The following is an 18,362-nucleotide window of genomic DNA, read 5'->3' on the forward strand; positions in this document are numbered from 1 at the left end:
AAGCTATTAACTATTAAACCAAAAGATATGAAATTTATTAAACCTTATTTATTTGCCGTCACGACTTTATTGGCTATGAGCTGCACTTCGCAAAAAGAAACGCCTTCATTAAAAGATGCTTATAAAAGCGATTTTTATATTGGAACCGCTTTAAGTGCGGATCAAATCGAAGTCAAAAATGCTAAAGAAGATTCTCTTATTCGAAAAGAATTTAATGCAATTACGGCTGAGAATATTATGAAATCTATGTATGTACATCCGCAAAAAGACAAATATGATTTTACTTTAGCAGATAAATTTGTCGCGTATGGAGAAAAGAATAAAATGTTTATTCACGGACATACTTTGATTTGGCACAGCCAATTGGCACCTTGGATGGAGAAAATCGCAGACAGCACAGAAATGAAAGCTTTTATGCAAGATCATATCAATACGATTGTTTCCAAATACAAAGGAAAAATCAATTCTTGGGATGTTGTAAACGAAGCTTTAAATGAGGACGGAACTTTGAGACAATCTGTTTTTTTGAAAACACTCGGAGAGAAATATCTTGTTGATGCATTCAAATTAGCGGCAAAAGCAGATCCTAAAGCAGAATTGTATTATAACGATTATAATATTGAAGAACCAGCAAAAAGGGCAGGAGCGATTGCCTTAATCAAAAAAATAAAAGCAGAAGGAGGAAAAGTAGATGGCATTGGAATTCAAGGACATTGGAGGTTAGGAAGCCCGTCAATAGAAGAAATTGAGAAAAGTATTTTAGAGTATTCGGCTTTAGGAGTTAAAGTAGCGTTTACAGAATTAGATATTACAGTATTGCCAAATCCGTGGGATTTAAAAGGGGCAGAAATTAGTCAAAATTTTGAAGGAAGCGCGAAAATGAATCCGTATCCTAAAGCATTGCCAGATTCTATTCAAAACAAGCTTGCAGAACGTTACGCTTCGATTTTTAAATTATTTTTGAAACACAAAGATAAAATCAGTAGAGTTACTTTTTGGGGCGTTCATGATGGACAATCTTGGTTAAATGATTGGCCGATAAAAGGAAGAACAAATTATCCGTTACCATTTGATGCAACTTTAAGACATAAAAAAGCTTACGATAGTATTTTAAATCTTAAAGAGACCAAAGAATAAATAATAAAATGGCGTAAGGATTGATGAATTACCCGACAATCGGTTGTGGTTTGAAAAATAACTTAAATAAAGTGAAGTAAATTTGCATAATATGTTTTTTTGTCTAATTTTACACAACCGATTGTTTTAATTATAATTTGCATTCCTGCAAGGTTTTCATAACCTTGTAGGCATAAAATTGAAGAGCAGTTTTAATCAATAGGAAACCTACAAGGTTATGAAAACCTTGCAGGAGTAAAAACTAACTAACCAACAAAATGACCACAAACCCACCAATGACTAAAATTTCACAAAAACTATCCATCAAAGAAAAAATTGGATACAGTTTAGGAGATCTTGCTGCCAATCTCGTTTTTCAAACTTTGATGACCTATCTGGCGTATTTCTACACCGATATTTACGGCTTGTCGCCAACTGATTCTTCCATTATTATGCTGATCGTTGGATTAATCGCCGCTTTTATTTTTAACCCAATTATTGGAGTTGTAGCAGATAGAACGAGTACCAAGTGGGGAAAATTCAGACCATGGATTTTAATAACAGCGATTCCGCTTGGAGTAGTGGCCTTATTAGCATTTTCAACTCCCGATTTCTCTTATAAAGGAAAAGTAATTTATGCCGTTGTAACATATACTTTATTGTTGCTTTTTTATGCAGGAAACAATTTGCCGTATTCTGCTTTAAGTGGTGTGATTACAGGCGATATGAAAGAAAGAAACAGTATGTCTTCCTACCGTTTTGTGGCGGTTATGTTTGCTCAGTTTTTTGTTCAGGTTTTTATGCTTGGAATTATTAAAAGTGCTGGAAATGGCGATAAAGCAATTGGAATCGAGAAAGTAATGACTGCTCTGGCAATTATTGGAACGATCATGCTTTTAATTACTTTTTTAACGACAAAAGAAAGAATCATTCCGAAACCAGAACAAAAATCAAGCGTTAAAGAAGATTTAAGCGATTTAATCAAAAACAGACCTTGGGTAATTATGCTTACCCTGACGACTTTGGTTTTTGTGACCCTGGCGATGAAAGGCGGTTCTTATGTATATTATTTTGAAAACTATGTAAACAAAGAACAGTTAGCCGTTTTTATTCAGCCAATATTAGATTTTCTAACTACGATTGGGCTAAATCATTTTGGTAATGATCCAGTTTCTGCGGGCTTCGGTTTATTCAATGCGGGAGGAATTATCTTTATGATTGTCGGTATTACATTATCTAAGAACTTGGCAGACAAATATGGAAAACGAAATGTTTTTGGAGTGTTTTTATTCATTTCGACTTTATTCATTATTGCTTTCTATTTCTTTCCGCCAGCTTCAATTGGATTGATGTTTTTTTCTCAAATCTTACACGGATTTTTCTACGGAATCACAATACCAATTCTTTGGGCTATGATTGCCGATGTTGCCGATTATTCAGAATGGCTGAATAACCGTCGTGCAACGGCCATTATTTTCTCTGCAATGATGGTTGGATTGAAAACAGGATTAAGTGTTGGTGGCGCTTTAACAACCCTGTTTTTAGGCTATTTCCATTACGTTCCAAATGCTTCTCAACAATCAGAAACAGCTATAAACGGAATCAAATTACTAGTGAGTATTTTCCCTGCAATCCCTTTTTTAATTGGAGCTGGATTGCTGTTTTTCTATAAAATCAATAAAGAAATGGAAGTGCAAATCGAAACAGAACTTAAAGAACGAAGAACTTAATTATTTAAACAAAATATCACTATGCCTGAAGATAGCATTGAACACATTAATTTTGAGGAAATTAATGAACTGGCGATTTCAAAGCCTTTAGTATCACACATTTATACAGCCGATCCTTCGGCACATGTATTTAATGGTAAAATTTATATTTATCCTTCACACGACATCGATGCTGGAATTCCATTTAATGACAATGGAGATCATTTTGGGATGGAGGATTATCACGTTTTTTCGATGGAAGATATTTCATCAGAAGCGGTTGATAATGGCGTAGCGCTACACGTAGACGATGTTGCTTGGGCGGAAAAACAAATGTGGGCGCCAGATGCAGCCCACAAAAACGGAAAGTATTATTTGTATTTTCCTGCCAAACGCGCTAACGGAATTTTCCAGATTGGAGTGGCTATTTCAGATTCGCCTGTTGGACCTTTTATTCCTGAAAAAGAGGCTATAAAAGGAAGTTACAGTATTGATCCAGCGGTTTTTGAAGACGAGGATGGCAAACATTATATCTATTTTGGAGGAATTTGGGGCGGACAGCTTCAGAAATACCGAAATAACAAATACGATCAGAATAATGAAGAACCTTTAGCAAATGAAAAAGAGTTAGGCCCTATTGTAGCTAGACTTCGAGAAGATATGTTGGAATTTGACGAAGAACCAAAAGAGATTTTAATTCTGGATGAAAATGGAGAAGTTATAAAAGCAGGCGATAACGACCGTCGTTTTTTTGAAGCTTCTTGGGTTCATAAATATAACGGAAAATATTATTTCTCTTATTCGACGGGAGATACACATTTTATATGTTATGGAATTGGCGATAATCCGTATGGGCCTTTTACATATCAAGGAAGAATTTTGAATCCAGTTGTGGGTTGGACATCGCATCATTCGATTTGCGAAGTAGAAGGTGAATGGTATTTGTTTTACCACGATTCTAGTTTGTCAAAAGGAGTAACACATTTGCGAAGCATGAAAGTAACCAAAATCGATTATTTAGAAGATGGTTCGATTATCACAATAGATCCTTACGGAATAAGAAGATTAATAGATTAGTTTTTCTGTGTAAAAAAATTTGAAAAAAAATACAATCGGTTGTGTTGTTTTTGAGTTTTATAATGATGTGTTATATGTCGCCCCACTGGAGCTTTTAATAGGTGAGGATTGTAATTTTCTATAAATATTACGCTCTTCCAGAGCTATGATAGAAAAAAATACTATAGATATTTCATCTAGTTGGTCATTTCGACGGAGGAGAAATCTCTAAAAGAAACTCGACAAAGATGGGAGTCTTATTTGGAGTTACTCGCGAAGCCCCAGAGGGACGAAATATTTATAGAATTTTTAGAACGCCCAATTGTAAAAAGCCCCAGCGGGGTGATATATTATTTTGCGATAAATGTGTCGCTCCGCCGGAGTTTTTAATCTATGTGCACTTTAATTTTCTATAAATATTACGCTCTTCCGAAGCTAAAAAAAAATAACATAATTCATGTAAAAAATAATTTTTTATAAAAGATTTTTAGCTACTTTAGCATAACAGAACGGAACAGAACGGTATGCTAAAAGAAGAAGAAAAATTTGAATTTATAATAAATCACGAAAGTGATATTCCGAAGTACCAGCAGTTGGTTGACGGAATTACAAATGCTATTGCGGAAAATATTTTGCAAAAGGGAGATTTGCTCCCGTCTGTAAATGTGATTTGCAAAACATATCAGCTTTCAAGAGATACGGTTTTTAAGGCGTATTCAATTTTAAAAGATCAAAAAGTAATCGATTCTGTGCCTAACAAAGGCTATTATGTAGCGGGTGAAACAAGAAAAGTGCTTTTGGTTTTGGATACGTTTAAGGCATATAAGGAGGTTTTGTATCATTCGGTTGTGAATAATTTGCCTGATAATGTGATTATCGATGTGCAGTTTCACCATTATAATATTGATGTTTTTAAAACGATCATTAATAACGGAATCGGGAAATATTACAAATATGTGGTAATGAATTTTGACCACAAGGATATTCCGCCAGCATTGTCGGCAATCTCAAAAGATAAACTGCTTTTGATTGACTGGAATATTAGAGCAGATAAAGCGAATAATTATGTTTTTCAGGATTTCGGGAAAGCGTTTTATGAGTCTTTAAAAGAAGCAGCAGATCTGTTTAAAAAGTATAAAAAAATACAATTTGTATATCCAGATTTTACAAATCATCCGTGGGAAACGGTAGAATATTTTAAAAAATTCTGTGCCGATTTTGGTTTTGAATATGAAGTGATTACAGATCCAAAAAAGTTCAATATCGAGAAAGGAATTGCATATATCAGTGTAAGCGACCGAATTTTGGGACACTTTTTAGAACAGTGCAAAGAGAAAGATTATGAACCAGGGAAAGACGTTGGATTTTTATCTTATAACGAAACCCCAATGAAAAAGTTTATATACAAAGGAATTTCGGTTGTTTCAACTGATTTTAAAGAACTAGGAACCAAAGCAGCGGCATTTATTACGCATGACGAAGAAACGAAGTGTTATGTGCCGACAAAATTAATAATAAGAGAATCATTATAGTATGTATTATATCGGATATGATATTGGAAGTTCTTCTGTCAAGGCGGCCTTGGTAGAAGCAGAAACGGGCAAAAAAGTAATCGTTCTGAATGAACCGCAGAACGAAATGGAAATCCTTTCGATTCACCCAGACTGGGCAGAACAAGATCCTGAAATTTGGTGGCAGCACATTTGTACAGCGACTAAAAGAGCGATTAAAGAAGCAAATATTGATGCCTCTAAAATTCAGGGAATTGGTATTTCGTACCAAATGCACGGATTGGTGATTGTGGACAATGACGGAAATGCGCTTCGAAATTCAATTATCTGGTGTGACAGCCGTGCGGTTGAAATTGGAAATAAGGCTTTCGCCGAAATTGGAGAAGAAAAATGCATGTCGCATTTATTGAATTCGCCAGGAAATTTTACTGCTTCAAAGCTAAAATGGGTGAAAGAAAACGAACCTGAAGTTTACAATAAGATCTCTAAATATATGCTTCCGGGAGATTACATCGCTTTGAAATTAACGGGCGAAGTAACGACTACCAAAAATGGTTTGTCTGAAGGAATGCTTTGGGATTATAAAGAAAATAAAGTAGCCGACTGGCTTTTAGAATATTACGGAATCGATACAATATTAACTCCAAAAATTGTAGAGAATTTTACGAATCAAGGTGTTGTTACTGAAAAAGCTTCACAAGAATCTGGTCTTCCTGCAGGAATTCCGATCGTCTACAGAGCAGGAGATCAGCCAAATAATGCTTTGTCATTGAATGTGCTTCGTCCGGGAGAAGTTGCAGCGACTGGTGGTACATCAGGCGTTTTCTATGCTGTTACAGAAACAAATTCAGGAAAAAGTACTCGTGTAAACAACTTTGTTCATGTAAATTATACAGAATCAAATCCGAGAGTTGGAAAATTACTGAATATTAATGGAGCAGGAATTCAATACCGATGGATGCGAAACAATATCGGAAATGAGTCGTATGAAGAAATGAATGAAAAGGCGTCTCAGATAAATGTTGGCTCACAAGGATTGGTTGTTATTCCGTTTGGAAATGGAGCCGAAAGAATGTTCAATAATAAAAACATTGGATCTCATATTTTAAACTTGAATTTTAATATTCATACCAGCGCACATTTATTCAGAGCATCTTTGGAAGCCATTGCGTTTTCTTTTGTGTACGGAATGGAATGCTTGAAAGATGACAATGCAACGATTAATGTAATTAGAGCCGGAAATGATAATTTATTCCGTTCCGAAATTTTCTCTAATACAGTTGCCACATTAATTGGATATGAAATAGAAATTTACAATACAACCGGAGCAGTAGGAGCGGCAAGAGCAGTAGGCTTGACAGATGGTGACTTTGAAAAATTTGGTTCAGGAATTACGACAAACGATCACGTAATGACTTTTTTGCCTCTAAAAAATAAAGAGGAATACGAAGCAGCTTATAAAAAATGGAAACAAGAATTAGAATTAATATTAACAAATAAATAAAAGAATCAAATGATAGTTTTAGGAGATAAAGAATACTACAAAGGTATTGGCCAAATTAAGTTTGAAGGAAAAGAGTCTGACAATCCTTTGGCATTTAAATATTACAATCCAGACCAAGTTGTGGCTGGAAAAACAATGCGCGAGCACTTTAAATTTGCTATCGCTTATTGGCATACATTCTGCGGACAGGGTAGCGATCCATTCGGACCAGGAACGCAGCAATTTGCTTGGGATGCTTCATCAGATCCGTATCAGGCAGCTAAAGATAAGGCAGATGCTGCTTTTGAATTCATTAGCAAAATGGGATTCGATTATTTCTGTTTCCACGATTACGATTTGATTAACGAAGGGCCAACTTTCGCAGAATCAGAAAAACGTTTGGCATTCATTACAGATTACTTAAAACAGAAAAAAGCAGACTCTGGAATTAAATTGCTTTGGGGAACTTCAAACTGTTTCTCAAACCCAAGATTCATGAACGGTGCGGCTACAAATCCTGATTTTAATGTAGTAGCAAGAGCTGGTGGACAAGTAAAATTGGCTTTAGACGCTACAATCGCTTTAGGAGGAGAAAACTATGTATTCTGGGGAGGTAGAGAAGGATATATGTCTTTGCTAAACACAGATATGGGAAGAGAATTAGACCACATGGCACAATTCTTAGCAATGTCTAGGGATTACGCAAGAGCTCAAGGTTTCAAAGGAACTTTCTTCATCGAACCAAAACCAATGGAGCCATCTAAACACCAATACGATTTTGACTCAGCAACTGCAATTGGATTCTTAAAAAATTATGGTTTAGATAAAGATTTCAAAATCAATATCGAGGTAAACCACGCTACTTTAGCACAACATACTTTCCAACACGAATTAGAAGTGGCTGCAAAAGCTGGAATGTTAGGAAGTATCGATGCTAACAGAGGTGATTACCAAAACGGATGGGATACAGATCAATTTCCAAATAACATCCAAGAAACTACTGAAGCAATGTTGGTTTTCTTAAAAGCTGGCGGATTACAAGGTGGTGGAGTTAATTTTGATGCTAAAATTAGAAGAAACTCTACAGACTTAGAAGATGTCTTCTTGGCGCACATTGGTGGAGCTGATACTTTTGCAAGAGCTTTACTGACTGCTGATAAAATCATTTCTTCTTCTCCATACGAAAAATTAAGAAAAGAAAGATACAGCTCTTTTGATTCTGGAAAAGGTAAAGATTTTGCTGACGGTAAATTAGGTTTAAAAGATCTTTATACTATCGCTCACGAAAATGGAGAATTAAATCTTCAAAGCGGTAAACAAGAATTGTTTGAAAATATCATCAATCAATATATTTAATTGATTTAGATTTTAAATATTCAACCTAACAGCCCCGATGCATCGGGACTGTTAGGTTTCTACAAAATACTTAGTGAGAAAAAAAATCTAGAAAAAGTTTAAATTTTTAAACATGATAGTTGTAAAACGTTAAAATGTCTAAAAATGTTTTTTTTAGATAAAAACTTCGAAAATGTGTATTAAGATTATGGCTTTTTTACATTGAGATTTAAGAAAAATAGATTGAAGGTTTAGTTACTGTTTTTTGAAAATTGAAATGAATAAAAAGTCAGTTTGATAAAATAATAAGTGAGTTTTTTTTATTGAAGGTTTTTTGAAGAGCAGAATCAATCGAAATGCACATTTTTCACTCACTACAAGATGCTGAGAACTTTGTCAAAGTTTAAAACTTTGACAAAGTTTTTTTACGCAAAACCACTTTTAACTTAAACCAAAAAACTTATGAAATTTTTTATTGACACTGCCAATCTTCAAGATATTGAAGAAGCGCAGGCTTTAGGCGTTTTAGACGGCGTAACCACCAATCCGTCTTTAATGGCAAAAGAAGGAATTACAGGAAAAGAAAATATCCTGAAACATTATCTTGACATTTGTAATATCGTTGAGGGCGATGTTTCTGCTGAGGTAATCTCAACCGACTTTGAAGGAATGGTAAGAGAAGGCGAGGAATTGGCCGCTTTACATCCTCAGATCGTAGTGAAATTGCCTATGATTGGTGATGGTGTAAAAGCCTGTAAATATTTTTCTTCAAAAGGAATTCGTACCAATGTAACTTTGGTATTTTCTGCTGGACAAGCATTATTGGCGGCAAAAGCAGGAGCGACTTACGTTTCTCCATTTTTAGGACGTTTAGATGATGTTTCAACAGACGGAATGCATCTGATTTCGGAAATTAGAGAAATCTATGATAACTATAATTATCAAACTCAAATATTATCGGCTTCGGTGAGACATACGATGCATATTATCAATTGTGCCAAAATTGGTTCCGATGTAATGACAGGACCCCTTTCTGCGATTAAAGGATTGTTGAAACATCCGTTAACAGATATTGGTCTGAAACAATTTGTTGAAGACGCCAAAAAGATGAACTTATAATATTTTATTTTTCATTTTTTGTAGTTTTTAAACTCCCTTCTAGTTATTTAGAAGGGAGTTTTTTTATAAAATAAAAGCAACCGATTGTTTCTTTCTTAAGTTTTGTAAGAAATATACATTATAGGGTCTAGTGTATTGGTTTTCAGTATTTAATATTTCTTAAGTCCCGTTTTATAAGGGATTGACAAAGATTTATTTTATGACGAATTTTACGACGGTTACTACATCGTTTTAGTACTTGCTTAAAAAAAATAAGAATTTAACATTTTATGTTTTTTTTAAGATTTTGAATTAAACGATTTATTATCTCTAACGTTTTCGTGATATTAAATACTGTTTTTGATGATTGTTTAATATTTTTTAAATTTTACTGCGTATAATTCTTTTTTTTAATGATATTTTTTTTAAATTGAGAATAAAAATTAACGCAACCGATTGTGTATTGTTGTTTTTTGCATATATTTGTTTTGACTATAAGTTGTTATTCGCTTGAAATGTTAAAAATTGAAAGCAATACTAAAGTCGCCAAATAGAAACTAACTAAACCAACTATTAACTCATTAAACCAATTATTTATGACTAACTTTTTAATTACTAAAAGCAGATCTAAATACTTTAAGAATTTGGGGTTCTTAATCCTGATGATGGTATTTTCTGCTTCGGTAAATGCACAAATTACTGTTACAGGTACTGTAACTGATGGTGCCGGACCAATACCGGGTGTCAATATTATTGTAAAGGGAACTAAAACAAGTACAGTATCGAATTTTGACGGAACTTATACGCTCCAATCTATTCCTACTAATAGTATTTTAGTTTTTAGCTTTATCGGATATAAACCGCACGAAGTAGCGGTGAACAATAAAACTAAAATTGATGCTGTACTTGAAGAAAATTTAAATGACTTGAAAGAAGTTGTTGTTATTGGATACGGAACTGCAAAAAGAGCAGATTTGACAGGAGCTATTTCTTCTATATCTAGTGCAGCAGTAACGCAATCTGTTTCTACAACTATAGATCAGGTATTACAAGGACGAGCTGCTGGGGTGCAGATTCAGCAGAATAGTGGTACACCAGGCGGAAGTTCTTCGGTGCGTATTCGTGGTATAAGTTCTATTACAGGTTCAAATGAGCCAATTTATGTAATTGATGGTGTCATTATAGATGGTAATTCAGGTTCATTAAATACAAATCCGCTTTCAGGAATTAACCCGCAAGATATCGCTTCGATCGATATTTTGAAAGATGCTTCTGCAACTGCTATTTATGGATCTCGAGCTGCAAATGGAGTAATTATGGTTACAACCAAAACAGGTAGAAAAGGAGATTTGACTTTAAATTTTGACAGTTATGTAGGATGGCAGCAAATGCCTAAAGAATTGCAAGTGCTAAATTTGCAAGAATATGGAACGCTTAAAAACACAAGAGCAGATTTAGGAATCGTACAAAGAGACCCTTATTTTATTCGTCCTGATTTATTAGGAGAAGGAACAAATTGGCAAGACGAATTATTTCAAACAGGTTTGATCCAGAGTTATAATTTATCTGCTTCAGGCGGATCTGATACTACCACTTATGCATTAGGAATGTCTTATTTTGATCAGGAAGGAACAATAATCGGATCTTCATTTGATCGTATGACGATTCGAGCTGTAGTCGATTCTCAAGTAAAAAAATGGATGAAAGTAGGAGTAAATTTAAATACTTACAAAACCAATCAGGTAACAACAGTTAATGATGATTCTGTGATTTTAACGGCACTAAAACAAACTCCAAACGTAGCGTCTCGTAATGCTGATGGAACTTTTGATGGACCAGATACAACTGAATTCGTTCAAACCAACCCACTCGGAATTGCAATGCTTAAAGATAATCACGGAAAAGATTACGGAATTAGAGGGAATGTGTATGCAGAAATTGGTTTTACAAAAGATTTAAAACTTAAAACACAATATTCTATAGATTATGGTTTTGGAAATAGATATACTTTTAATCCATCTTATACTTTTGGAGCATTATCAAACGAAGTAAGAGAAGGATCAAGAACAAAATCTACTAGCGAAAACTGGATTTGGACAAATACATTGACTTATAATAAAGTATTCGGAAAAAGTAATGTTAATGCGATGTTGGCTCAAGAGCTTCAAGAGCAAAACTGGGAAAATCTATACGGTTACCGTTCAGGCTATTTAACAAACGGAGCAACAGATTTAAATGCAGGTGACCCAACAACAGCAAGAAACTCAAATGCAAGTTCTACAAAATCGCTTAGTTCTTATTTTGCAAGAGCAACTTATACATTTGATGATAGATATATTCTAACAGGAACAATTAGAAGAGACGGATCTTCACAATTTGCTGAAGGCAACAAATGGGATTGGTTTCCATCTGCTGCATTAGCTTGGAAAGTTTCAAATGAATCATTTTTGAAAGAAAACCAGACAATTAGCAACCTAAAATTACGTGCAGGATGGGGAGTAACAGGTAACTCAAGCGTACCAAATAACGCTTATACTTCTGTTTACGGTACTTCTGCGACAAATTGGGGAAGCGGGCAAATTGCAACCAATACAGCAAATCCAGACCTTAAATGGGAAAAATCAAACCAGACTAATATTGGTTTAGACATCGGACTTCTAGACAATAGAATTGAAATCACAGCAGATGCTTATTACAAGAAAACAGACGATTTATTATTAAGATTATCACTTCCTGCTTATGTAGGAACAACAGGTCAAGGAGCTACAACGCCACCTTTTGCTAATATTGGATCTCTTGAAAACAAAGGTTTTGAGTTCACGATTAACACGATTAACATGCAGAGAAAAGATTTTCTTTGGAAATCAAATTTCAATATTTCAGTGAATAGATCTAAAGTATTGAAACTGAATTCAGAATCGGGTGTTTACGATCAGACCTTACAACAGGGTTCAGACGTAACGGTTGTTACTCGTACTGCTGTCGGACAGCCATTAGGACAATTTTATGGCTATAAAGTAATCGGACGTTTTGAAAAAGCAACAGATTTCTATTATAAAGATGCCAACGGAGTAGTAAAACCAACAGCATTGCCTGAAGGAATGGCAATTGGTGAAAATGGTGTTTGGATTGGAGATTATATGTTTGAAGATGCGAATAAAGATGGTGTAATCAACGAAAAAGATGCTGGTTATATTGGTAATCCTAATCCAGATTTTACATTCGGACTTAATAATAGTTTTTCTTTCTTAGGATTTGATGTAAGCATTTTATTTACCGGTTCTTACGGAAATGAAGTTCTAAATTACCAAAGAAGATGGTTAGAAAACCCTCGTGAGAATACCAACTTATTAAAAACTGCTTTAGGATATGCACAATTAGAACTAATCGATCCGAACGGACCAAATGATTATCGTAACGTTCAGATTGTAGGTGGAGATCCTTACATGACTAGAATTGCAGCTTCTTCGGCTTCTTCGGCATCTAATTATCGTTTAAGTAACAGATTTGTGGAAGATGGATCTTATGTAAGACTTAAAAACATTTCAATATCGTATAATCTTCCTAAAGACTTATACTCTAAGTACGGAATATCAAATGTAAAAGTGACCTCAAACATGCAGAATGTTTTAACCTTTACGAAGTATAAAGGATACGATCCAGAAGTTGGAGCAATAAACCAAAATCAGCTTTTAAATGGTGTAGATAACGGACGTTATCCTTCACCAACAATCACTACACTTGGATTAACTGTTAATTTCTAAAAAACGCACAATGAAAACAAAGAAAATATTTTATACGGCTTTAATTATTGCATTGCCATTTGTTTGGACGAGTTGCAGCGACATTTTAGATGTTGAACCGAATGATGTAATAACAAAAGAGAATTTTTATAAAAGCGAGTCTGATTTTCAGGCAGCAACAGGACCATTGTACAACAAAGTATGGTTCGATTTTAATGATAAATTTTATTACGGATTAGGAGACGGACGTGCTGCAAACATGTATGCGCCTTTCTCAGATTACGTTTATCCGTTTACAGATTTAACAGAAACAGGATTAACAGGACCTTTGGTTTCGGCTTGGGCATCATTGTATAATGTAGTGCAACAGTCTAATAACGTGATCATCGGGATTTCTGGAAGTCCGTTGAGTGATGCAGTTAAGGATAGATACATTGCCGAAGCTCGTTTTATGAGAGGAACGGCTTATTGGTATTTGGCTTCATTATGGGGAGATGTAATCATTTCTACAAATCCAAGCGAATTGGTAAAAAATCCAATTGTGAATAAAAATCCAATGAAAGATGTTTATGAATTTGCTATACGTGATTTAGAATTTGCAGCAAAATATCTTCCTGAAACTGCTGGTCAGTCTGGACGTTTAACAAGATATAGCGCATTCGGAATGCTGTCTCGCGTTTACTTGTCATTTTCGGGAGTAAGCGACAACCCAAACAGCGGAACCCGCAACCAAGAATATCTTGATTTGGCTAAAAAAGCTGCAGAAAAAGTAATGAGTTCTGGACCATATAGCTTAATGGCAAATTATGAAGATTTATTCATGATTGATAATAACAATAATTCAGAATCAATGTTTGCACTGCAATGGGTTCCAAACGGAGATTACGGAGTAAACAATACGCAGCAAGCTTATTTTGCTTTAGGTTCTGATATTACAGGAGACGATGCCGCTTGGGGATACTGGACAAGAGCTTCTTATAATGTTTTACAAGAATATGAGTCAAAAGATCTTCGCCGTAGAGCAACTTTTATGGGAGATGGCGATCATTATGCTGAAATTAATAAAGCAAATGGCGGTTATACTGTAGATCACACTGCAGATTTCCTAACGGTTAAAAAAGGTGTCGTAGGTTCTACAAAAGATAATTCTAAAATTACCCGTATGAATTCTGCTTTAAACACTTATATGTTGCGTCTTGCAGAAGTTTATTTGAATTACGCAGAAGCAGCTTTAGGAAACAATGCTTCAACAGCAGATGCAACAGCCATTTCAGTCGTAAATAGACTTCGTGCACGTGCAGGCTTAGACCCAAAAACAACTTTGACTTATGCAGATATTATTCATGAAAGAAGAGTTGAATTATGTATGGAAGGACAATATTGGTACGACTTAGTTCGTAGAGCTTACTACAAACAGCAAGAAGTAATTAACTACGTTACAGGACAAAACAGAGGAACAATAACTCCAATTTTGTACGATACAGCCACAAATACAGTTACGGTTGATGCTTCAAAAGCGACAAGTCCGAGAGCAATTGGTGTAATCGACGCGACCATTTTCACTCTTCCTTATCCAGAATCTGAATTAGTTCAGAATCCATTATTGAGAGAAAATCCTGTTCCGTATCAGTTTACAGAAGAGAAAATAAAAGACTTATTCTAGTTTCAGAAATAAAAAACTAAAAGATATAAATATGAAATATATTTTAAATAAAAAGTATTGGGCGCCCATCGCACTCCTTAGCATGATGGTTTTCAGTATGCTGTTTACTTCTTGCGATAATAACGATTCAGAAGGAAGCACAATTACAATTACAAAAGTATTTTTAGAAGATGTAAATTCATCTGTACCTGATAGAGAAGTTAGTTTTGCTCGTTTAGGACAGCTATTGCGCATTGAAGGTTCTGGATTTGCAGGTTTGAAGAAAGTATATATTAACGGATATTCTACTTATTTCAATGTTGTTTTTGTTTCTAATACCTCAATGTTAGTGAGCATTTCAGCAGATACTCCAATTACAGATGCAGATCCATCAGTAAGAAATACAATTCGTTTTGTAAACGACAATAACGAAGTCACATTTCCTTTTCAAATTCGCGCAGGAAAACCTTCTATTGTAAGTATGTCCAATACAATGCCAAATCCAGGAGAAACAATTATTGTTTCAGGAACAGGCTTAACAGAAGTAAGCAAAGTAGTTTTTCCAGGAAATGTTGAAGTAACAACAGGAATCACTTCAGACGAAGAAGGAGAATCTTTTACAGTAGTTGTTCCAAACGGAATTTCAGATTTAGGAGGTTCAATTTACGCAGAAACATCAAATGGAGGTGTTTATTCTCCAAGATATTTTAACTTCAAAAAAGGAATATTATTAGATTTTGACGGACAAGGTTCTCATGGATATTGGGGAACTTCAACAAGTATGATTCAGCCAACAGATTTAGAATCGGCAGTTTTAGGAACAGGAAACACATCTCAAGGAAAATACGCACCTCATCGTCCAGCTCGTATCGCTTCTTTTGATGCCGCTAAAAACCGTTGTTCTGAAGTTTGGACAGCAGGAAATGGAGTAGACAATTGGAGAGCACAATTAACCCCATACATTCCAGCAAGTACAGCATTAGACAAAGTAGCATTTCAGTTTGATATCTATGTGCCAGATGTTTGGAGAGAATCAGGCTTCTTAAAAATTTGTATGATCAATAACTTTAATGGCGGAGAATGGGCAGGAGCTTGTTACAATTATGTTCCTTGGATTAAAGATGGTAAAGCAATTGGCGTAAATACAACAGGATGGATCACAGTTACAATTCCGTTAAACAAATTCTATGCATGGTCTAAAGAAGCATTTACATTCGAAACAGTTTTAGCATATCGTGAAGCGGCAACGTACCAAAACTTTGGAATTTACTTCGAAAATTCTGATGTAAAACTATCTAACGTAACAGGAAATGCAAGCGAAGTAGAATTCCCTTCAAAAGCAACTTCTGTAAAAGTGTACACTGACAACTGGAGAATTGTACCATTAGATACGCCAGTTTACAATGATTTTAACTAACCCAACAACCACAAAATGAAATATAAATATATCATACCAATAATTGCTTCATCACTAATGATTTTGTCATCATGCGATGATAATTTGATGGAGTGGGGAAAAGACCCAGAGCACGGAGAAGTAACAGGAGCTGAACTTCCGCTGGCTTTAGTAGAAAAAATTAGCCGTTACGAACCATTAAAAAACTACTCTGATTTTACTTTAGGAAACGGAATCGGAATAAGTTTATACATGAGCGATGCTGCTTATAGAAAAATCGTAAACGAAAATTTTGACGAAGTAACGCCAGGTTACGAAATGAAGCACGGTGCAATGGTAAACTCTAAAGGAGAAATTAACTTTACCACCGTAGATGCTTTTATTGCAGCAACAAAAAGTGCTGGATTAACAGTTTTCGGACACACTTTAGTTTGGCATTCCAATCAAAATGCTAGTTATCTAAACGGTATTATTGCCCCAACAGTAATTCCAGGTTCAAGCGGTACAAATGTCTTGGATTTAACACCTATTAAAAGCGGAACTTTCACAGGATGGGCTAGAAATAACCCAGGAAAAGGCATTACAACAGTTGCCAATGCGGGACTAACAAGCACTTCGTCTGCAATTCAATTAGAATCTAGCGCAAGTTCTTCTGCAGCTTACAATTTGCAATTAACTTCGCCAAACGTGCCAATAGTTGATGGGCATAATTATGAAATTTCATTTTATATAAAATCAGATGTTGCTGGAAAAGGACGCATTTCGTTCAATGGATCATTAGCCAATCAATATCCATATAAAGATTGGTTTAGCACTGGAGGAACGTGGACAGAAGCTTTTGAAACGACTTCCTCTTGGCAGCAAGTTAAAATTAAATTAGCGCCAGGCGATTTTAAATCAGGAAGCACAAGTTTTCAGTTTAATTTAGATTTAGGATATCTTCCAAATGTAACTTACTTGATTGATGCCAATACACTTGCAGTTGTTGATCTTGATGCGGCTACAGCTGTAACCAATTTGGTGACCAACGGTAATTTTAATTCAGGAATAACCGGATGGGCAAAATACAATGGAGCTACAGATGCCTTGAGTGCGGCATCGGCATCAGAAGCTTACGAAGGAAACGGCGCAATGAAAGTAATCAACGCAACCGATAATTCTGGTGGAGAATGGAAAACGCAAATTCATGCAGATTTTACTTCAACATTAACAGCAGGAAAAAATTACACAATTTCGTATATGATTCGTTCAGAAGCACCAGGTTCTGTACGTTGTTCAACAACAGGAGGGTCAGCTCAATACCAAGGAAATCAGGCAACTTCTACAACTTGGAAATTAATTGAGTGGAAAATAACAGCAGCTGGAACAGAAACAGGTTTCAATTTTGATTTAGGATTACTTGCTGGTACCTATTATATTGATAATGTTACAGTAACAGACGGATCATCTGCTGGTGGCGGTGCAACAGCTCCAGTGACAATTGAAAAAACAGATGCTGAGAAAACTAAAATTATTGGAGATGCCATGACCGATTGGATTTCTAAAATGATGACACATTACAAAACAAGCGTTTTTGCTTGGGATGTTGTAAACGAACCAATGAAAGAAGATGGAACGCTAAGAAACGGAACAGAAGGCGATACAGCTGCAGATTATTTCTCATGGATTAAATATCTAGGAAAAGATTACGCTGTAACAGCTTTCAAACTAGCACGTCAATACGGAAATGAAACAGATAAACTTTTCATTAACGATTACAACCTAGAATCTAGATTAGACAAATGTGACGGATTAATCGAATACGTAAAATACATTGAAGGAAAAGGCGCTAGAATTGACGGAATTGGAACACAAATGCATATTGATTTAAATACAGATAAAGACAAAATTGCTCAAATGTTCCAAAAATTGGCAGCTACAGGAAAATTAATTAAAATTTCTGAATTAGATATCAGATTAGGAACTGCTACGCCAACAGTTGCACAGCAAGCCTCTCAGTCAGAAATGTACCAGTATGTTATTGATATGTACAAAAAATACATTCCTGCAGGTCAGCAATACGGAATCACAATTTGGGGAGTATCTGATAATTCAAAAGAACATGAATACTGGCTTCCAAACGAGTCTCCAAACCTTTGGGATGCAAATTATGTTCGTAAACATGCATATAAAGGCACAGCAGACGGTCTTGCCGGAAAAGATGTGAGTTTAGGTTTCTCAGGAGAATTACAAAAACCTTAAATATTTAATTAGTAATATATCCATAGTGCAAG

Annotated in this window: 11 protein-coding genes; all 11 read left to right on the plus strand. The window is 35.2% G+C overall.

Going from position 1 to position 18,362, the window contains the following annotated elements; genetic code table 11:
• Positions 1-27 precede the first annotated feature (27 nt).
• The 11 genes from AC1Q5Z_RS00050 (at position 28) to AC1Q5Z_RS00100 (ending at position 18,330) form a co-directional block, all read left to right on the plus strand.
• A complete protein-coding gene (locus AC1Q5Z_RS00050) occupies positions 28-1,137 on the plus strand; it encodes an endo-1,4-beta-xylanase (protein ID WP_343586059.1) in 1,110 nt (369 codons plus the stop codon).
• A gap of 275 nt (positions 1,138-1,412) precedes the next feature.
• Positions 1,413-2,846 carry an MFS transporter gene (locus AC1Q5Z_RS00055; protein ID WP_198858463.1) on the plus strand — a complete coding sequence of 478 codons (1,434 nt, stop codon included), beginning with the start codon at positions 1,413-1,415 and terminating at the stop codon, positions 2,844-2,846.
• A gap of 21 nt (positions 2,847-2,867) precedes the next feature.
• Positions 2,868-3,902, plus strand: coding sequence for a glycoside hydrolase family 43 protein (locus AC1Q5Z_RS00060; protein WP_198858451.1), 1,035 nt, complete (start codon positions 2,868-2,870; stop codon positions 3,900-3,902).
• 503 nt (positions 3,903-4,405) lie between these two features.
• Positions 4,406-5,413: a GntR family transcriptional regulator gene (locus tag AC1Q5Z_RS00065; protein WP_492443206.1), complete on the plus strand. Its 1,008-nt coding sequence runs from the start codon at positions 4,406-4,408 to the stop codon at positions 5,411-5,413.
• 1 nt (position 5,414) lies between these two features.
• Positions 5,415-6,896 (plus strand): xylulokinase, encoded by a 1,482-nt coding sequence (locus tag AC1Q5Z_RS00070; protein ID WP_492443209.1) that lies wholly within the window; start codon positions 5,415-5,417, stop codon positions 6,894-6,896.
• A gap of 9 nt (positions 6,897-6,905) precedes the next feature.
• Positions 6,906-8,231, plus strand: a complete 1,326-nt coding sequence (gene xylA / locus AC1Q5Z_RS00075; RefSeq protein WP_345158132.1) for a xylose isomerase — start codon at positions 6,906-6,908, stop codon at positions 8,229-8,231.
• Between the two features lie 441 nt (positions 8,232-8,672).
• Positions 8,673-9,329 carry a fructose-6-phosphate aldolase gene (gene fsa / locus AC1Q5Z_RS00080; RefSeq protein ID WP_343586068.1) on the plus strand — a complete coding sequence of 219 codons (657 nt, stop codon included), beginning with the start codon at positions 8,673-8,675 and terminating at the stop codon, positions 9,327-9,329.
• Positions 9,330-9,904: 575 nt separating this feature from the next.
• Positions 9,905-13,072 (plus strand): SusC/RagA family TonB-linked outer membrane protein, encoded by a 3,168-nt coding sequence (locus AC1Q5Z_RS00085; protein ID WP_492443212.1) that lies wholly within the window; start codon positions 9,905-9,907, stop codon positions 13,070-13,072.
• A gap of 10 nt (positions 13,073-13,082) precedes the next feature.
• Positions 13,083-14,714: a RagB/SusD family nutrient uptake outer membrane protein gene (locus tag AC1Q5Z_RS00090; protein WP_198858445.1), complete on the plus strand. Its 1,632-nt coding sequence runs from the start codon at positions 13,083-13,085 to the stop codon at positions 14,712-14,714.
• A gap of 31 nt (positions 14,715-14,745) precedes the next feature.
• Complete coding sequence (locus AC1Q5Z_RS00095) at positions 14,746-16,110, plus strand: glycan-binding surface protein (RefSeq protein WP_343586073.1); 1,365 nt, start codon at positions 14,746-14,748, stop codon at positions 16,108-16,110.
• Between the two features lie 15 nt (positions 16,111-16,125).
• Complete coding sequence (locus AC1Q5Z_RS00100; protein ID WP_488754206.1) at positions 16,126-18,330, plus strand: endo-1,4-beta-xylanase; 2,205 nt, start codon at positions 16,126-16,128, stop codon at positions 18,328-18,330.
• Positions 18,331-18,362 lie beyond the last annotated feature (32 nt).

The organism is Flavobacterium sp. GW823-FHT06G12 (assembly GCF_058794775.1).

Bases quoted from the DNA above. Each gene is read 5' to 3' on its own strand.
- AC1Q5Z_RS00085 (WP_492443212.1), top strand. From the start codon at position 9,905: ATGACTAACTTTTTAATTACTAAAAGCAGATCTAAATACTTTAAGAAT.
- AC1Q5Z_RS00070 (WP_492443209.1), top strand. From the start codon at position 5,415: ATGTATTATATCGGATATGATATTGGAAGTTCTTCTGTCAAGGCGGCC.
- AC1Q5Z_RS00090 (WP_198858445.1), top strand. From the start codon at position 13,083: ATGAAAACAAAGAAAATATTTTATACGGCTTTAATTATTGCATTGCCA.
- AC1Q5Z_RS00055 (WP_198858463.1), top strand. From the start codon at position 1,413: ATGACTAAAATTTCACAAAAACTATCCATCAAAGAAAAAATTGGATAC.
- AC1Q5Z_RS00050 (WP_343586059.1), top strand. From the start codon at position 28: ATGAAATTTATTAAACCTTATTTATTTGCCGTCACGACTTTATTGGCT.
- AC1Q5Z_RS00065 (WP_492443206.1), top strand. From the start codon at position 4,406: ATGCTAAAAGAAGAAGAAAAATTTGAATTTATAATAAATCACGAAAGT.
- fsa (WP_343586068.1), top strand. From the start codon at position 8,673: ATGAAATTTTTTATTGACACTGCCAATCTTCAAGATATTGAAGAAGCG.
- AC1Q5Z_RS00100 (WP_488754206.1), top strand. From the start codon at position 16,126: ATGAAATATAAATATATCATACCAATAATTGCTTCATCACTAATGATT.
- AC1Q5Z_RS00095 (WP_343586073.1), top strand. From the start codon at position 14,746: ATGAAATATATTTTAAATAAAAAGTATTGGGCGCCCATCGCACTCCTT.
- xylA (WP_345158132.1), top strand. From the start codon at position 6,906: ATGATAGTTTTAGGAGATAAAGAATACTACAAAGGTATTGGCCAAATT.
- AC1Q5Z_RS00060 (WP_198858451.1), top strand. From the start codon at position 2,868: ATGCCTGAAGATAGCATTGAACACATTAATTTTGAGGAAATTAATGAA.